Below are 16568 nucleotides of genomic sequence, written 5' to 3'. Positions count from 1 at the left end.
CTTGATTAGAGTGCGCCTTGTACGGCTTTGGCCAATTCATCCGGCTGGAATTTGGCAATGAAATTGTTCGCACCGACTTTCTGCACCATGGCCTGATTGAACACCCCACTGAGGGATGTGTGCAGAATAACATGTAAGTCCTTGAGATTGGGATTGTTGCGGATCTCGGCGGTAAAAGTATAACCGTCCATTTCCGGCATCTCGATGTCCGAGATCACCAGGGCAATTTGATCCTTGATGGGGCCATTCTTGGCCATCTCCAGCAACATGTTGAGCGCCTCACGCCCATCCTTGGCCAGCACACACTGTACACCGATAGCCTCGAGGGCCCGCTGGACCTGCTTGCGAGCAACAGAAGAGTCATCTGCCACCAGCACAGGACGACCATGGGTATTGTGCTCGATACTGGCATCCACCAGCTCGGCACTCACCTCGGTCGACACCGGAGAGATCTCGTTGAGGATACGTTCAACGTCCAGGATCTCCACCAGCTCGCCATCTACCTCGGTGACCGCCGTCATATAGTTGATGCGACCAGCCCCTTTTGGAGGGGGCAGAATGGATTCCCAGTTCATGTTGATGATGCGCTCGACCGAGTGCACCAAAAAACCCTGCACGGAACGGTTGTACTCGGAAATGATGATAAAGCACTTGCTCAGATCCTCGATAGGACGCTTGCCCACCGCCATGCTGAGATCGATCACCGAAATGGTCTGGCCACGGATATGGGCAACCCCGCGAATGCAGGAGTTCAACTTGGGCATGACGGTCAATGAGGGACATTGCAACACTTCACGCACTTTGAATACGTTGATGCCAAATCTTTGACGTCCATTGAGACGAAACAACAACAACTCCAACCTGTTTTGTCCCACCAGCTGGGTACGTTGGTTGACCGAGTCCAGAATACTGGCCATAAACACTCCCTAAAAACGCTTGGCACTAATCATGCATGCGTGTTGGCTTACGTCAGACTATCAATGTCACTACAAACGAATTCTGAAGCAAGCATAGTTAAATGTGGTGATATACGTGAACAACTTATCGGCCTGCGAGCGAAAATGATTAGTAGACTTTTCCTCATCTTACTGCTGTTTTGCGGCATATCTCACACCACGGCTTCCGAGGTGACCAGCTATCTGCAAGAAATGGCACAAGAGTTTGTGCTAGGCCAGCTCGATATTCCGCTCGACGCCCAGGCGCAGGTGCTAGCTGCCTCCATCGATGACCGCCTGCCTCTAAGCCGCTGCGAAGAGCATCTTACCATCAGTTTTCCCGCAAGGATGGAGGTGCGTCGCAACACCACTGTCTACCTCAAATGCGAGGAGGATAAACCTTGGGATCTCTATCTGCCGGTTCGGGTCAGCATACAAAAGCCCTATGTGACCGTCTCAGCGCCGGTGGCCAAGGGCGACATCCTCAGCGAAAGCATGCTGACACTGGCCTATCAGGATCAGACGCTGATCCGTGGTGACTATCTCAGCGATCCGACCCCCCTGATAGGCGTACGTAGCAAGCGGGAGCTCAAACCGGGTCAGCCCATACGGCTCACCCAAGTCTGCGTGGTGTGCAAAGGCGATCAAGTCACACTCAGTGCAGAAAATAGCAGCATGCAAATCAAAACCATGGCCCGAGCCTTGCAAGATGGTAGCTTCGGAGACATGATCAAACTCGTCAATATTCGTTCAGGAAAAACGGTGCAGGGAAAAGTCAGCGCGGTCGGTGCCGTGGTGGTCACTTTCTGAATGTTTTAGGCCACTTTTTTCTAAAGTTCTGACGACCGTCACCGATAAACAGGTAAGCGAACAGCAAAGCAGACGAAGGTAAATAACATGGCTATCAACAATATCAATAACCTAGCGAACAATCGGTTGCAAAACACCGGTAGCAGCCTGGGTGCCAATACCAAACCAGCGACCTCATCCCCCGACAACCGTGCGGCGACCGTCAGGACCGACTCCGTCTCCTTGACCAATGAGGCGCAGCAATTGCAACAGATGCAGAAAAACCTCAACTCAGCCTCTACTACCGGCAATGAAAGCCGGGTCGAGAGCTTGAAAAAAGCCGTGGCCAATGGTGAATATCAGGTCAACAGTGAAGCTGTGGCCAAGAAGATGTTCAGCTTTGAATCCAATCTGGACAAGCTGCTGGGATGATGGATTTACCTTCGCTGCTGCATACCCAAGACGAATACCTCTCCCAGATGCAAGGTTTGCTGGGGGAGGAATTCAACCTGCTCAAACAGCACCAGGCACTGGCACTGCCTGAGCTGGCAGAGCGCAAGCAGAAACTGCTTGCCGATATTGAAGTGCTGGATCAGACCCTGGCCCAACTGCCCGATCTGCAACAACAGCTGAACGCCTTTCCCGAGAAGATGCATCTCCTGCGTGAAAAACTCGATGCCTGCCAGGAACAAAATGATCTCAATGGCCGCCTGCTCGAACTCAGCATCGTCTCCAACCGACGCCTGGCAAGCTTCCTGAGCAAGTTGCGTGATCGCAACTCACTGACCTATGACGCCAAGGGCAATACCCGCTCAGGTACTCGCTCATTCGGCATAAAGGCCTGACTTCTCTCTTCTCACTTTCAGTTTCCCCTTACAGCAGCCCCTGATCTGCCCCCTCGCCACACACCTTACAAATTCAGACGCAGCAAGGCCTCGCTATCCGCACAGGCATGGATGCCCAATACACCGTCTTCATAGCGGCCATAAGTTGCCGCCAGCTCTGCGCGTGGAAAACAGATGGATCCCGGATTCATCAGCACCAGCTCCCCTTCTCGCTGCAACACTGGCATATGGGTATGACCGCTGATAAACAGGCTGCCTGCCGGCAGCGGCACCGCCTCCGGGCGATAGAGATGACCATGGCTGACAAACCAGCGCCGGCCATCCACCAGCAACTGGTTGTAGGGGGCCATCATGGGGAAATCCAGCAGCATCTGATCCACTTCCGAGTCGCAATTACCACGCACCGCCATGATGTGCGGCGCCAGCTGATTAAGCCGCTCGGCCACAGCCGCGGGGGCATAACCCGGCGGTACCGGATTGCGCGGGCCGTGGTTGAGCACGTCGCCGAGCAACAGATAGTGATCAGGCTGCCAGGTGGAAAGCTGGTCAAGCACCAGCTCCAGGGCACTCAGGCTGCCGTGCAGGTCCGACATAATGGCAATCTTCATCGCTCGTTCCTCACGGCTGACTGAAATAGAGATCCTTGGTGGCGATCGCCCCCTTGAGATTCTGAACGGGCAAGCCACGCAGGGTGGGATCCACCAACCGCATCTGGTTGTAGTGATAGATGGGAATGGCGGGCATCTCATCCATCAGCAACTGTTCGGCCTGATGGTAGAGCCCGACCCTGACGTTACCATCCAGGGTATCCGAAGCCTGCTGCAACAGGCCGTCAAAGGCTGGATTGCAGTAGCTACTCTCGTTCTGGGGATCTTGGCAACGGAAGCTGTTGAGCATGGATGAGGGCTCCACGTAATCCCCGAACAGGAAGGAGCGAGCCAGCATGAAGTCCCCGCTGTCTTTGGCCACCTGATAGGCGTTCCACTCCATGTTATTGAGCACGACTTCCACACCAAGCGGCTTCCACATGGCGGCCACCGCCAACGCCAGCTTCTTGTGATTTTCCGAGGTGTTGTAAGTCAGCGTCAGCTTGAGGGGATGAGCGCTGTTGTAACCCGCCTGCGCAAGCAGCGCGGTCGCCTTGGCAAGCCGGGTTGGCTGATCCTGCAAGGCCAGCGGTGAGCTCAGCGCCTCATAGCCCGGCATGGTGGGCAGCAGTGACCAGGCGGCTTGTTCACCCTGACCGCTGACCTTCTCGGTCAGCAAATGTCGGTCTATGGTCATCGCCAGCGCCTGGCGCACCCGCACATCCTGCAACTCGGGGCGACGCAGGTTGAAGGTATAAAGATAGGTACCGAGCAGCGGCAGGCCCCAGATCCGCTCGGGGGTCGCTTCCTTGGTCTTCTGGTAATACTCCTGTGCCACCTTGTTGGTGAGCTGGATCTCGCCCGCCTCGTAGCGCAGCCGCTCGGCGTGTTGGGAGGCAAGCGGCAGATAGGTGACCCGCTGGATCCGGGTATGGGCATCATCCCAATACTGAACGTTGCGCTCCGCCTCGATACGCTCGTTGGGCACCCAGTTCACCAGCTTGTAGGCGCCGTTGCTGACCAGCTTGCCCGGCAGGGTCCACTGCTTGCCAAACTGGTTGATAGCCTTCTCGTTAACCGGTACGAAGGGACGCTGACTGACCAGCTGCAAGAAGTAGGGCACCGGCCGCTCCAGAGTCACTTTCAGGATCTGCTCGCTCTCGGCCTCCACCCCCAGGGTATTGAGATCCAGCGCCCCTGCGTAGATGGATTGGGCATTGTTGATACCGGTCGCCAGCAACAGCCCGGCGGAAGGTGAGCCCTGCGCCGGATCCAGCAGTCGCCGCCAGGCATAGACAAAATCCTGCGCGCCGAGCGGCTCACCGTTGGACCACGTGAGCTGCGGGCGCAGGAAGAAGCGCCAGACCAGCCCATCGTCACTGCTCTCCCAGCGTTGGGCCTGAGCCGGCACTATCTTGCCCTGACCATCTTCGCTCACCAGCCCCTCGAACAAGTCCACCAGCACGACCTCACCCGGAAAACCGGATCGGATCTGGGCCGGGTCGAGGGATTCCGGCTCGGCGCCATTGCCCTTGACCAGGGTCTGGCGGTCCGACAATACGGGCTCTTGGGACACAGTGGTGGCCTGCAATGAAGGGGCCATCAACAGGCCCAGCAGCAAGGGAGAGAGCCAGCGACGGGTGGGCCGGGAAGCGGGGCACAAAACCATGACATACACCTCGTTCAATTCACTTTATTTCAAGAAGGGGGAAGGCCGGCAGCGCGCCTGAATACGAATGCATGATGCTGCGCTTGTTATCCCCAAAGACGCCCCGTATTGTATCGGGCTTGCTCAAGAGATGGAGTCTTGCGGGCGATTTTTTTCCGTAGTTTTTATGAGGTGCGAGTGGCTGTCGCCGGTAACGGCCTGATGCGTCTTTCATCTGGCTACATTTTCAGGAGTTGTTATGGGGTATGAGTGGCTGGCACTGGCAGCGGCCAGTTTGTGGGCAGTGGCGGCCCTGATCTCCGTCAAACCGGCCCGTCACCTGGGGGCTTTTGCCTACAGCCGCTGGCGCATGTTTCTGGTCAGCCTGATGCTGGGCTCCGTCAGCCTCGCCACCGACGGCTGGCAATCTCTCACCGAGAGCGCCCTGCCCCTACTGGCATTGTCGGGCCTTATCGGCATCTTCGTCGGCGATACCGCCCTGTTTGCCTGCATGAACCGGTTGGGCCCCAGGCGCAGCGGCTTGCTGTTCTCCTGCCATGCTCTCTTCTCCGCCCTGCTCGGCCTCTGGTTGTTTGGCGAGCAGCTCGGTGGCTGGCGACTGGTGGGGGCCTTGTTGGTGTTTGCCGGCGTCATGCTCGCCATTTTGTTCGGCCGGCGTGGCGGCAATGAACACAACGAGTGGGAACAGGTGCGTGGGCATCTCGCCATCGGCATAGGTCTGGGTCTGACGGCCGCCTTCTGCCAGAGTCTGGGCGCCATCATCGCCAAGCCCGTGATGATGAGTGGTAGCGTGGATGCAGTGAGCGCTTCCGGCATCCGCATGGGCAGCGCCCTGTTGGCCCACTGCACCTTGCGGGCGCTGCGGGTGCCGCTGTCACTGCCGCACAACCCCATTAACCGTCAGGTACTGGGGATGATTGGTATCAACGGCTTCCTGGCGATGGCCATGGGGATGACGCTCATCCTGGTCGCCTTGCGTCAGGGAGACGTCGGCATGGTGGCGATCCTCTCCTCCACTACGCCTGTCATTCTGCTGCCCCTGCTGTGGTGGCACTCGGGCCAGCGCCCCTCCCTCACGGCCTGGGCGGGCGCCCTGCTGGCCACACTGGGTACGACCATGGTGCTGGGGGCGGGCTAACGCGGCTTAACGTCAGCGCCGGGGTTAACACCCCAAACCGCACCCACTTCGCTATTCGCACCCTCGATCAGAGGTGAGCTGCAGCGTCGATTAGCCCCGTCGCGGCATCACCGGACTTTCGTAGCCGAGTCGGGTGACTAGAACTGGGCGATTTCCTCGGCCGTCAGCTCGCGGTATTCGCCCGGTGCCAGTGCGTCATCCAACGTCAGTGCGCCGATCCGCTCCCGATGCAACCCCACTACCTTGTTGCCGATGGAGGCAAACATCCGCTTCACCTGATGATACTTGCCTTCATGGATGGTGAGGCGTGCCTCGCACTCCCCCAGAATGTCCAGCTGGGCGGGACGGGTCTTCTCGGATTCGTTGCGCAGGAAGACACCATCGGCAAACAGGGAGATGGCATCCTGATGCACCGGGTCGGCCAGCCAGACATGGTAGGTCTTGGCACACTCATGGCGCGGCGAGGTGATGCGGTGGGACCATTTGCCATCGTCGGTGACCAGCACCAGACCCGTGGTGTCAAGATCGAGTCGGCCAACCACGTGCAACTTGCCCATGGCGGGCTCGTCCATCAGGAAGAAGACGGTTGGATGATCCGGATCCTCGTTGGAGCAGACGTACCCTTTCGGTTTGTGCAGCATGAAGTAGCGATTGCGCTGATCCAGCGTCAGCATGACGCCGTCGAATTCGACCTGGCTCTGCTCGTTGATGTGGAAAGCGGGTTGTTTGACCACTATGCCGTCCACCGTGACCTCTCCCTGCCGGATCAGCTTGCCCGCCAGGGACCGGGTCAAATCGGAACAATCGCAAAGAAATTTATCGAGCCGCATGCACAACCTCAGAGTCCATCAATAAAGGGGCGTCATTATATAGGCCGAGGGCAACAACTCCAGCACTAAGCGGTAGTGATGCAGACCATGTCGTCATGACGAAGCCCGGCGCGGGTGTTAGACTGCCTGCAGAGGGCCTAATGTTACGCATAATAATAAAGTCAGGAAGCCGAATGAAGTCGCACACTCCTCATCCAGTCATTCCCGTCAACCAGCTGCAAGCCGGCATGTACGTGATCGCCATCATCAGCCAGACAGGTGGCATGGAGATCGCCCAGATGGGGCTGGTGACCACCCGTCAGCAGATCGATGACCTGGTCCGGCGCGGTGTGCTAACGGTGCGCGTGGATCTCGCCCGCAGCAAGCTGGCTGGCATAGAGCAGATCATCTCCCCCGACCCGGCTACCTTGTCAGCGTCATCCCAACGCACGGCAGGCAGTGCCAACGGCGAGGGCCGCGAACTCAAAATCCGCCGTCTCTATCAGGAAGCCCGCGAACTGCAAGGCAAGTTCATCCGCCAGCTCAAGGCGGGTGAACCCATCGACATAACCCCGCTGGCCGAAGTGGCCGAAGAGATGGTGGACACCATGTTCACCCACGGCGATGCCATGCTCTGTCTGGCCCGCATTCGTGCCAAGGATGCCTACCTGATGGAGCACTCCATGAACGTGGCCATTTTGCTCGCCAACTTCGGCCGCTATCTGGGGTTGGAACGCAGTGTGCTCAAAGAGCTGACCCTGGGGGGCCTGCTGCACGATGTGGGCAAAATCATGACCCCGGATGAAGTGCTCAACAAACCTGGCAAGCTGACCGATGAAGAGTTCACCATCATGCGCCAGCATGTAGTACACAGTTACGACATCCTCAGCCAAACCCCCGGCATCACGGCCACCATGCTGGAAGTCGCCGCCAATCACCACGAGCGGCTCGATGGCACGGGTTATCCCAGCCACCTCAAGGGAGATCAACTCTCTCTTCATACCCGCATGAGCGGCATCGTCGATGTCTACGACGCCGTGACGGCAGATCGGGTCTACAAACAGGGGATGCAGCCGACCCAGGCATTCCGGATCCTGCTCAAGGGGGCCGACCATCATTTCGATCGGGGGCTGGTAACCAAGTTCATCAAGTGCATGGGGGTTTATCCGGTGGGGACGCTGGTACAGCTCTCCAACCAGCGGTTGGCTATCGTGATGCAGCGCAACGAGCAGCAACCGCTCAAGCCGGTGGTCAAGGTGATCTATCACGCCACCCAACGCCACTATCTCGATGTACAGTGGCTGGATCTGGCGAAATCCGGGGTACAGGAGAGCATAGAAAGCACGGTCGATCCCAAGGAGTTTGGCATCAGCCTCGCCCACTTCGTCTAGTTGGTCCCCTCCTCCCGGGACCGCTCGACACAATGCAGAATAAGAAACTCCTCATCCAGCGGTGACAGGTCAAAGCGGATACAGGCCTCTTCGATGGCCCGGACGTCGTGTTGACGGTGCTCGCTGAGCCAGCGCACAGCGCGACGCAGATCTTCACCATGGGGCAGTAGGGGATGGTCGCTCATGAGGCACCTCCGGTAAGCCATCGACATCAGCCCGTCAAACCGGGCTGTCCTCTATAGCTTAGTCTGCCAGCCGCACCACCTCTATGTTCCCTCAATCAGGCCTCTGACCTCAGGCAAAAGCCCGCTGCCAATCTTGGTCAAACTTCGCCAATGCCACATCCACCGCAGGCACAGTCAGCAACTGTTCGGCCACATCAAGCGGCAGGGTGATGGATTGGCAACCGGCCAGCAGGCAGTCAAGCGCCTGACGGGGGGTACGGAATGACGCCGCCAGCACCTTGCTGTTCGGTGCGTGCAGCTCAAGCAGCTGTTGCAGCTCCTGCACGGTGGCGATGCCATCGCCGCCCTGAGCGTCCAGCCGGTTGACATAAGGGGCGACATATTCTGCCCCCGCCACCGCCGCCAGCCAGCCTTGCAACGGGGTATAGACCGCAGTACCCAAGGTCGACACGCCGCTGGCGGTCAGGCTCTTGATGGCCGCCAATCCCTCTGCACATACCGGGATTTTGATCACCAGATCCGGGTCCAGCTCACGCAGGGCGAACGCCTCTCGCACCATCTCGGTTTCGGTTTTGGCCATCACCTGGGCAAACAACCGAGCCTTGGGTCCCAGCACGTCGCGCAGAGCGGGCAGCAGCTCGCTCAGCGGCAATCCCCCGGCGGCGGTAATGGAAGGGTTGGTGGTGACACCAGCCAACGGCAGGATCCGTGACCAGCGACGCACTGCCGCCACATCGGCGGTATCGAGATACAGCTCCATCTCTAACTCCTTAACGGGATGTTCAATATGTCGCCATTCTAGCGACAAAACATCTGCGAATTGCTTGATCAAAATCAAATCAACTTTCGAATGAAAGCAAATAGAATGAAAAACAAAAGGAGGCGGTATGATTTTCGACCTGCAACGATATTCAACTCACGATGGCCCCGGCATTCGCACCCTGGTGTTTCTCAAGGGGTGCTCGCTAGCTTGCCTGTGGTGTCAGAACCCGGAAAGCCGCTCTCCCCAGCCGGACATCTTGCTCGACCGGCGTCAATGCATCGAGGGATGCCAGCTCTGCAGCCAGGCCTGTCCGGCAATCTTGCATGACAGCGAAGGCATTCAGCTCACCCGCTCTGCCCTCAGTGCACAGGATAGGGAACGGCTGCGTGGCCTCTGCCCCAGCGAAGCGCTGCAGGTGTGTGGCCGGGATGAAACGCTGGACACCCTGATGGACACCATACTGCGGGATCGCCCCTTCTTCGAGCGCAGCGGCGGTGGTGTCACCCTCTCCGGTGGCGAGCCGTTTATGCAGCCCGACTTTGCCGCCGCCCTGCTGGCCCGCTGCAAGGCAGAAGGGCTGCACACCGCGGTCGAGAGCTGCCTGCATGTTCCATGGCACCAGATTGAGCCAAGCCTCCCCTCACTGGATCTGGTGCTGGCGGATCTCAAACACGTGGATAAAGAACGTTTCTTCAACTGGACCCGCGGCAAGGTGGAGTTGCCCATCGCGAACCTCAAACGCCTCGCCGAGCACGGCGTGCCGATGCAGATCCGGGTGCCGCTCATTCCCGGCTTCAATGCCGACCGCGCATCGATCACCGCCATCACCGACACCGCCGCCAGTCTCGGCACTGTGCAGGAGATCCACTTCCTCCCCTACCACACCCTGGGGATGGGCAAATACGCCCTGCTGGATCTGCCGTATCAGGCGCCGGAGACACCACTCGACGACCCCGATTTACTCAGCTTTGCCCACGCATACGCCCAACGTCAGGGGCTGACCCCTGTGACCAGAGGATAAGATCATGACCCAGCTCGACCTCAATACCCTCAGCCCGCGGATCCGCGCCCACAAAGAGAGCCTGATCCACATCGTTCAACCACCGGTCTGCACCGAGCGTGCCCGCCACTACACGCAAACCTATCAGGCTCATCTCGCCCGGCCGCTGCCGGTGCGCCGCGCCCTGGCGCTGGCCCATCACCTCAAGGAACGCACCATCTGGATCAAGCACGACGAGCTTATCGTCGGCAATCAGGCGAGTCAGGTGCGGGCAGCGCCGCTCTTTCCCGAATACACCGTGAGCTGGATTGAGAAGGAGATCGACGAGCTGGCGGACAGACCCGGGGCCGGTTTTGCAGTCAGCGAAACCGACAAGGAGATCATCCACGCCCTCACCCCCTTCTGGCGCGGCCAGACGGTGCAGGATCGCTGCTTCGGCCTCTTTACCGACGAGCAGAAAGCACTGCTGGAGAGCGGTATCATCAAGGCCGAGGGCAACATGACCTCGGGGGATGCCCACCTTGCGGTCAACTATGAGGAGCTGCTCACGCTGGGTCTCGATGGCTTCAAGGCCAAGGTGGCCGAGCGGCGCAGTCGGCTGGATCTGGCGGATTGGGCCGATCTGCAACGTGAGCAGTTCCTGAACGCCGTCGCCATCACCCTGGATGCGGTCAGCGATCACATCGCGCGCTACGCCACTCTTGCCCACGAGATGGCCAGCGACATGGCTGCGCAAGAACCGCGCCCCGAGCGCCAAAGCGAGCTTGAGACCATAGCGCTCAACTGCGCCCACATCGCCCACCAGCCCCCCGAAACTTTCTGGCAGGCGCTGCAACTCTGCTACTTCATCCAGCTCATCCTGCAGATCGAATCCAACGGCCACTCGGTGTCGTTTGGCCGGATGGATCAATACCTCTACCCCTGGTATCGCCGCGAAGTAGAGCTGTCAGAATCCCTGTCACGCCCTCGCGCCATCGAGCTGCTGCAAGGGTGCTGGCTCAAACTGCTGGAGGTAAACAAGATCCGCTCCGGCACCCACTCCAAGGCCTCCGCCGGCAGCCCCCTCTACCAAAACGTCACCATCGGCGGCCAGAACTGGCGTGATGGCGCGGCCCATGACGCGGTCAACGGCCTCTCCTACGCCATTCTGGAGTCCTGCGGCCAATTGCGCTCGACCCAGCCCAACCTCTCGGTGCGCTACCACGCCGGGATGAGCGAGGATTTCCTCGACGCCTGCATTCAGGTGATCCGCTGCGGCTTTGGCATGCCCGCCTTCAACAACGACGAGGTGGTGATCCCCGAGTTCATCAAGCTCGGGGTGAGCGTGGAGGATGCCCACCATTACGCCGCCATCGGTTGCATCGAGACCGCCGTGCCCGGCAAGTGGGGCTACCGCTGCACCGGCATGAGCTTTATCAACTTCGCCCGCATCCTGCTGGCCTCCCTCGATGGCGGCCGCGATGCCACCACAGGCCAGGTATTCCTGCCCCAATCCCAGTCGCTGCGAGATGGAACCTTTGGCAACTTTGACGAGGTGATGGCCCGCTGGGATGAGCAGGTGCGCTACTTCACCCGCAAATCCATCGAGATCGACTGCGTGGTCGACAGCGTGCTGGAGGCGCAGGCCCACGACATCCTCTGCAGCACTTTGGTAGATGACTGCATCGAGCGCGGCAAGACCATCAAGGAGGGGGGCGCCGTCTATGACTGGGTCTCCGGTCTGCAGGTGGGGATTGCCAACCTCGGCAACAGTCTGGCGGCCCTGAAGAAACTGGTGTTCGAACAGGGTGTGGTGGGGCAGCACGAGCTGGCTGCCGCGCTGGAGCAAGACTTTGCCGGGCTGGCGGGGGAGCAGTTGCGCCAGCGCCTCACCAATGCCGCCCCCAAATATGGCAACGATCTGGACGAGGTAGACCTGCTGCTGGTGCAGGCTTACCAGAGCTACATCGACGAGCTCAAGGGGCTGCACAACACCCGCTTCGGGCGCGGCCCCATCGGCGGCACCTACTACGCCGGCACCTCCTCCATCTCCGCCAACGTGCCGTTCGGTGCGGCCACCCTTGCCACCCCGGATGGTCGCCACGCCCGCACCCCGCTGGCGGAAGGGGCCAGCCCCTCCTCGGGCTCGGATCGTCTCGGCCCGACGGCGGTGTTCAACTCCATCGGCAAGCTGCCCACGGCGGCTATCCTCGGCGGGGTGCTGCTCAACCAGAAGCTGAGCCCGGCCAGCCTTGAGAACGAGCGGGACAAGGCCAAGCTGATGAGCCTGCTGCGCACCTTCTTCGAGGTGCACAAGGGGTGGCACGTGCAGTACAACATCGTCTCGCGCGAAACCCTGCTGGCGGCCAAGGCCAATCCGGATCAGTACCGGGATCTGGTGGTACGGGTGGCGGGCTATTCGGCCTTCTTCACCGCCTTATCCCCGGATGCGCAAGATGATATCATCGCCCGCACCGAGCACAGTCTCTGACGGGGCGCACCCCATGGCGCCTGTGACGTCATATGATTGGCAAGCCACCCTTGGGTGGCTTGCCGCTATCTACCACCTTGCATGCGAGCGCACCATGAATCCACGCCACCAACTGATCCTCACGCTGGTCCATCAGGCTCGCAAGATGAGCGTGAGTGAGCTCGCCCAACACACCGGCGTGTCAGAGGTGACGGTGCGCAACGACCTCACCGCGCTGGAGAAACAGGGGCTGCTCAGACGGGTACACGGCTCGGCCATGGCGCTGGAGACCGATGACCCGGATGCCCGGATGAACATCAACTACCTGCTCAAGGAGCGCCTCGCCGAGCGCGCAGCCCAGCTGGTGGACGATGGCGAGACGGTCTTTATCGAAGGGGGCAGCGCCAACGCCATGCTGGCGCGCCACCTCGCCCTGCACAAACGGGTCACCATCATCACCATCAGCAGCTATATCGCCCATCTGCTCAAGGACACCCCGGCTCAGGTGGTACTGCTCGGCGGGCTGTTCCAGCATCAGAGCGAAAGCGTGGTGGGGCCGCTGACGCGCCTGTGTATCGAGCAGGTACACTTCTCCAAGGCCTTTATCGGGGTCGACGGTTTTCACCCCGAGGTGGGCTTTACCGGCCGCGACATGATGCGGGCCGACGTGGTCAACAGCGTGCTGGCCAAGGGGATGACCAATGTGGTGATCACCGACAGCAGCAAATTTGGCGCCATCCACCCGAGCCAGCTCGGCGCGCCGGGCCAGATCAAGGTGCTGGTCACCGACGATGCCCTGCCCGCCCCCATGCGTGCGGCCATCGCGGCCAAGGGGATCACCCTGCACTGCGTTGCGGCCTGATCTGCCCTGACCTTGCCACCAGGATCCGCCATCGACCCCTCTACCAGGAACTTCCAAACGGGTCTTTCACCTTGACACTCACCACATGCCCAAAGGTATGCTCCCCCCCTTGCCGATAACTGCGGACCGCCAGTCGCCGCCCCTCTGATGACAAGGATTTCAACCATGCAAACCAAGGACAAGTGTCTGGCCGCCCTGGTCATCCTCTGCTGGGGGCTCAACTTCGTCGCCATCAAGTGGGGACTGGAAGGCATTCCCCCCCTGCTGCTGGGTGCGCTGCGCTTTATCGGCGTGGTCTTTCCCGCCATCTTGCTGGTGCCCAAACCCACCATACCCTGGCGCTGGCTGCTGGCCTATGGCGGTGCCATCAGTCTGGGCCAGTTCGCGTTTCTGTTCAGTGCCATGAAGTTCGGTATGCCCGCGGGCATGGCCTCGCTGGTGCTGCAATCCCAGGTGGTGTTCACCCTGCTGTTTGCCATGATCTGGCTGGGGGAGCGCTGGCAGCCTCACCACTGGGTAGCACTGCCTTTGGCGGGGTTCGGCCTCTATCTCATCGCCACAAACGGCGAGGGCAACCTCACCCTGCTCGGCTTCATCTTGACACTGTGCGCCGCTGCCTGCTGGGGTCTTGGCAACGTCATCAATCGCCAGATTGGTCTGCGTTATCACACCTCCCTGCCCAGCCTCATCGCCTGGGCTGGTCTGGTGCCGATATTGCCATTTTTCGCCCTCTCCTGGCTGTTCGAGGGGCCGGAGCGCATTGCCAGCAGCTTGCTCAATTTCAGCTGGCAAGGATTACTGTGCGTGCTCTATCTCTCTTATGTTGCTACCTGGCTTGGCTACGGCCTGTGGGGACGGCTACTGATGCGCTATCCGGTAGCGCAAGTAGCACCGCTCTCCCTGCTGATCCCCTGTGTCGGCCTGGTGGCGGCCGCTATCCTGCTTGATGAACACCCGACCGCCTTGCAGTGGCTGGGCGCTGGCCTGGTACTGCTCGGCTTTGTGGTCCATCTGCTGGGTGGCCGACTGCGCTGGTTCAAACCACAGAGCGCAACTTGATAACCACCCGCTTATTTACGTCATCCCATTGACCTGACAGGATTAAATTTTCATGATGAGCCAGTCCCCCATCGGGACTGGCGTCACCAAAGCGTGACCTGCAGGAAGCAGACCATCAGGAGAGAGCAAGGATATGCCATCGACCATCACCGCCGGGGGGCGTTGCCTCCCCCACTTCATACGCGCCACTGCCATCACCCTGACGCTGTGCTGGAGCCCGTTGGGCTGGAGTGCCACGCTGCCCGCTGACTTGAAATGGGAGAGCAACAACACGGATCCGGTCTATGCCGATCCGGCTGCCAAGCGCGGCGGCACGTTTCGCACCTTTATGACCAGCTTTCCCCTGACCCTGCGCAAATTTGGCCCCGACTCCAACGGCGGGTTTGCCGGCTACGTGCGGGAGACCAACCTGCCACTGCTGAGCACCCATCCGGTGACCGGCAACCCCATGCCCATGCTGGCAAGCGAATGGGCCTTCGGTGCCGACAACAAGACCCTCTATTTTCGCATCAATCCCAAGGCACGCTGGTCAGACGGCCAGCCAGTCACCGCCGATGACTGGCTCTTTACCCTCAAGATGATGCGTAGCAAAGAGATCAACGACCCCTGGTACAACAACTACTACAGCACCCAGATAACCGACATCACCAAGTTTGATGATCACACCCTGGCCATCACCAGCGGTACCGAAAAGAGCCGCCAGGACCTGCTGGAATCGCTGCCCATCAGCCCGGAGCCGAGCCACGCCATCAAGCTCACCGACAACTGGGTCAAGGAGTACAACTGGAAGGTGCTGCCGGTCACCGGCCCCTATCAGATCGACCAGCTGAAAAAAGGCAAGTCGGTCACCTTCAAGCGAATTGAAAACTGGTGGGGGGATGACGAGCGCTATTTCCAGCATCGCTTCAATCCGGAGCGGATCGAGATCAAGGTGCTCAGGGATCAGAACATCGCCTGGCAACACTTCCTGCGCGGCGATCTCGACACCTTCCCGCTGAACATGCCCAACTGGTGGCACGACAAGACCAAAACAGCGGCGTTCGAGAAGGGTTATATCGAGCGGGCCTGGTTCTACAACCAGACCCCGCAATCGCCGATGGGGCTCTATCTCAACACCGCCGATCCACTGCTGAGCAATCTCGATGTGCGGCTCGGCATCCAGCATGCCCTCAACCTCGACAAGATGCTCACCACCCTGCTGCGGGGGGATTACCAGCGCCTCAACAGCTATGGTTCGGGTCAGGGGGAGTTTACCAACAGCGAGCTCAAGGCCCGTCCATTCGACCCCAAACTGGCACGGGAATACTTTGCCAAGGCAGGTTTCAACAAGGTGGGGCCGCAGGGGATCTTGCAAAATGACCAAGGGCAATCACTGACCCTCTCCATCACCTACACCACCGCAGAACATGCCCAGCGGCTCACCTTGCTGCGAGAAGAGGCGAAGAAGGCAGGGCTCAATCTGGAGCTCAACCTGATGGATGCCTCAGCCGGTTTCAAATCAATGCTGGAGAAAAAACATCAGAGCGCCTGGATGGCCTGGAGTGGCGGCCGCTACCCCGCTTATTGGGAATTTTTCCACAAGTTCAATGCCAACAAGCCCCAGACCAACAACATCATGAACATCGATGACGACGCCATCACGGCGCTGGTGGAGCAGTACGACAAGGAGTTCGACTTCGCAAAAAAAGCGGCCCTTTCACGGCAGATCCAGCAGCGGCTCTATGAGCTCGCCAGCTTCGTGCCGGCCTATCAGGTGCCCTACACCCGGGAAGGATCCTGGCGCTGGATAAAACTGCCCAAGGTGCCGGCGCCCCCCAAGAGCGAGCAGCTCTACTGGCCACTCGACGGCGGAAATAGCGGCTACAGCTATGGTGGCCTGTTCTGGATTGACGAGCAGGTGAAAGCGGAAACCAGGGCTGCCATCAAGAGCGGCAAGACCTTCCCCGCCGTCACCCTGACCGACACCCGCTACCATCAGCACTGAGGCTGCTCACCCAGTCATGGGTCTCGCCCCCAAAAAGACGCAGCCCATAGAGCCGAAAACAAAAGACCCCGCACGTTGGCGGGGTCTTTTTATTGCAACCAGG

Annotated in this window: 16 protein-coding genes; 10 read left to right on the top strand and 6 right to left on the bottom strand. The window is 59.7% G+C overall.

Going from position 1 to position 16568, the window contains the following annotated elements:
- Positions 1–5: 5 nt before the first annotated feature.
- Positions 6–917, bottom strand: a complete 912-nt coding sequence (locus BN1129_RS10850) for a chemotaxis protein CheV (RefSeq protein ID WP_042036432.1) — start codon at positions 915–917, stop codon at positions 6–8.
- Between the two features lie 222 nt (positions 918–1139).
- On the opposite strand from BN1129_RS10850, the gene flgA reads away from it, so the two are divergent.
- The 3 genes from flgA to BN1129_RS10835 all read left to right on the top strand — a co-directional run bounded on the left by flgA (position 1140) and on the right by BN1129_RS10835 (position 2569).
- Entirely contained in the window at positions 1140–1745 is a 606-nt protein-coding gene (gene flgA / locus BN1129_RS10845; protein ID WP_042036626.1) for a flagellar basal body P-ring formation chaperone FlgA, read from the top strand.
- A gap of 87 nt (positions 1746–1832) precedes the next feature.
- Positions 1833–2156 (top strand): flagellar biosynthesis anti-sigma factor FlgM, encoded by a 324-nt coding sequence (flgM, locus tag BN1129_RS10840; protein ID WP_042036430.1) that lies wholly within the window; start codon positions 1833–1835, stop codon positions 2154–2156.
- Entirely contained in the window at positions 2153–2569 is a 417-nt protein-coding gene (locus BN1129_RS10835) for a flagella synthesis protein FlgN (RefSeq protein WP_042036429.1), read from the top strand. Before flgM ends, BN1129_RS10835 begins: the two co-directional genes overlap by 4 nt.
- Positions 2570–2634: 65 nt before the next feature.
- Here BN1129_RS10835 and yfcE read toward each other — a convergent pair whose 3' ends face one another.
- Positions 2635–3177, bottom strand: coding sequence for a phosphodiesterase (yfcE, locus tag BN1129_RS10830; RefSeq protein WP_042036427.1), 543 nt, complete (start codon positions 3175–3177; stop codon positions 2635–2637).
- A 10-nt stretch (positions 3178–3187) separates the two neighbouring features.
- Positions 3188–4825, bottom strand: a complete 1638-nt coding sequence (locus BN1129_RS10825; protein WP_042036624.1) for a peptide ABC transporter substrate-binding protein — start codon at positions 4823–4825, stop codon at positions 3188–3190.
- 238 nt (positions 4826–5063) lie between these two features.
- Between BN1129_RS10825 and BN1129_RS10820 the strand changes: the two genes are divergently transcribed.
- Positions 5064–5963 (top strand): DMT family transporter, encoded by a 900-nt coding sequence (locus tag BN1129_RS10820; protein WP_042036425.1) that lies wholly within the window; start codon positions 5064–5066, stop codon positions 5961–5963.
- Positions 5964–6100: 137 nt separating this feature from the next.
- Here the strand turns inward: BN1129_RS10820 and rsuA are convergent, their stop codons facing one another.
- Positions 6101–6793 carry a 16S rRNA pseudouridine(516) synthase RsuA gene (rsuA, locus tag BN1129_RS10815; protein WP_042036423.1) on the bottom strand — a complete coding sequence of 231 codons (693 nt, stop codon included), beginning with the start codon at positions 6791–6793 and terminating at the stop codon, positions 6101–6103.
- A gap of 173 nt (positions 6794–6966) precedes the next feature.
- Between rsuA and BN1129_RS10810 the strand changes: the two genes are divergently transcribed.
- Complete coding sequence (locus BN1129_RS10810) at positions 6967–8163, top strand: HD-GYP domain-containing protein (protein ID WP_042036422.1); 1197 nt, start codon at positions 6967–6969, stop codon at positions 8161–8163.
- Here BN1129_RS10810 and BN1129_RS10805 read toward each other — a convergent pair.
- Both BN1129_RS10805 and fsa read right to left on the bottom strand, forming a co-directional pair.
- Complete coding sequence (locus BN1129_RS10805; protein WP_042036421.1) at positions 8160–8348, bottom strand: hypothetical protein; 189 nt, start codon at positions 8346–8348, stop codon at positions 8160–8162. The two genes, BN1129_RS10810 and BN1129_RS10805, sit on opposite strands and share 4 nt — an antisense overlap.
- A gap of 109 nt (positions 8349–8457) precedes the next feature.
- Positions 8458–9108: a fructose-6-phosphate aldolase gene (gene fsa, locus BN1129_RS10800; protein ID WP_042036419.1), complete on the bottom strand. Its 651-nt coding sequence runs from the start codon at positions 9106–9108 to the stop codon at positions 8458–8460.
- A gap of 127 nt (positions 9109–9235) precedes the next feature.
- Here fsa and BN1129_RS10795 point away from each other — a divergent pair, with 127 nt between their 5' ends.
- The 5 genes from BN1129_RS10795 (at position 9236) to BN1129_RS10775 (ending at position 16465) form a co-directional block, all read left to right on the top strand.
- On the top strand, positions 9236–10132 hold the full coding sequence (locus tag BN1129_RS10795; protein ID WP_042036417.1) for a glycyl-radical enzyme activating protein: 897 nt from the start codon (positions 9236–9238) through the stop codon (positions 10130–10132).
- Positions 10133–10136: 4 nt separating this feature from the next.
- Complete coding sequence (locus BN1129_RS10790) at positions 10137–12581, top strand: formate C-acetyltransferase/glycerol dehydratase family glycyl radical enzyme (RefSeq protein WP_042036416.1); 2445 nt, start codon at positions 10137–10139, stop codon at positions 12579–12581.
- A gap of 94 nt (positions 12582–12675) precedes the next feature.
- Complete coding sequence (locus BN1129_RS10785; protein ID WP_042036415.1) at positions 12676–13422, top strand: DeoR/GlpR family DNA-binding transcription regulator; 747 nt, start codon at positions 12676–12678, stop codon at positions 13420–13422.
- A 165-nt stretch (positions 13423–13587) separates the two neighbouring features.
- Positions 13588–14481 (top strand): EamA family transporter, encoded by an 894-nt coding sequence (locus tag BN1129_RS10780; RefSeq protein WP_042036414.1) that lies wholly within the window; start codon positions 13588–13590, stop codon positions 14479–14481.
- A gap of 133 nt (positions 14482–14614) precedes the next feature.
- Positions 14615–16465 carry an extracellular solute-binding protein gene (locus BN1129_RS10775; protein ID WP_042036411.1) on the top strand — a complete coding sequence of 617 codons (1851 nt, stop codon included), beginning with the start codon at positions 14615–14617 and terminating at the stop codon, positions 16463–16465.
- Positions 16466–16568 lie beyond the last annotated feature (103 nt).

The sequence above is a fragment of the Aeromonas popoffii genome (assembly GCF_000820025.1).
In the GTDB taxonomy this organism is placed as follows: Bacteria; Pseudomonadota; Gammaproteobacteria; order Enterobacterales; family Aeromonadaceae; genus Aeromonas; species Aeromonas popoffii.
The sequence above is the reverse complement of the archived record's forward strand: the minus strand, read 5'-3'. Positions and strand labels throughout refer to the sequence as shown.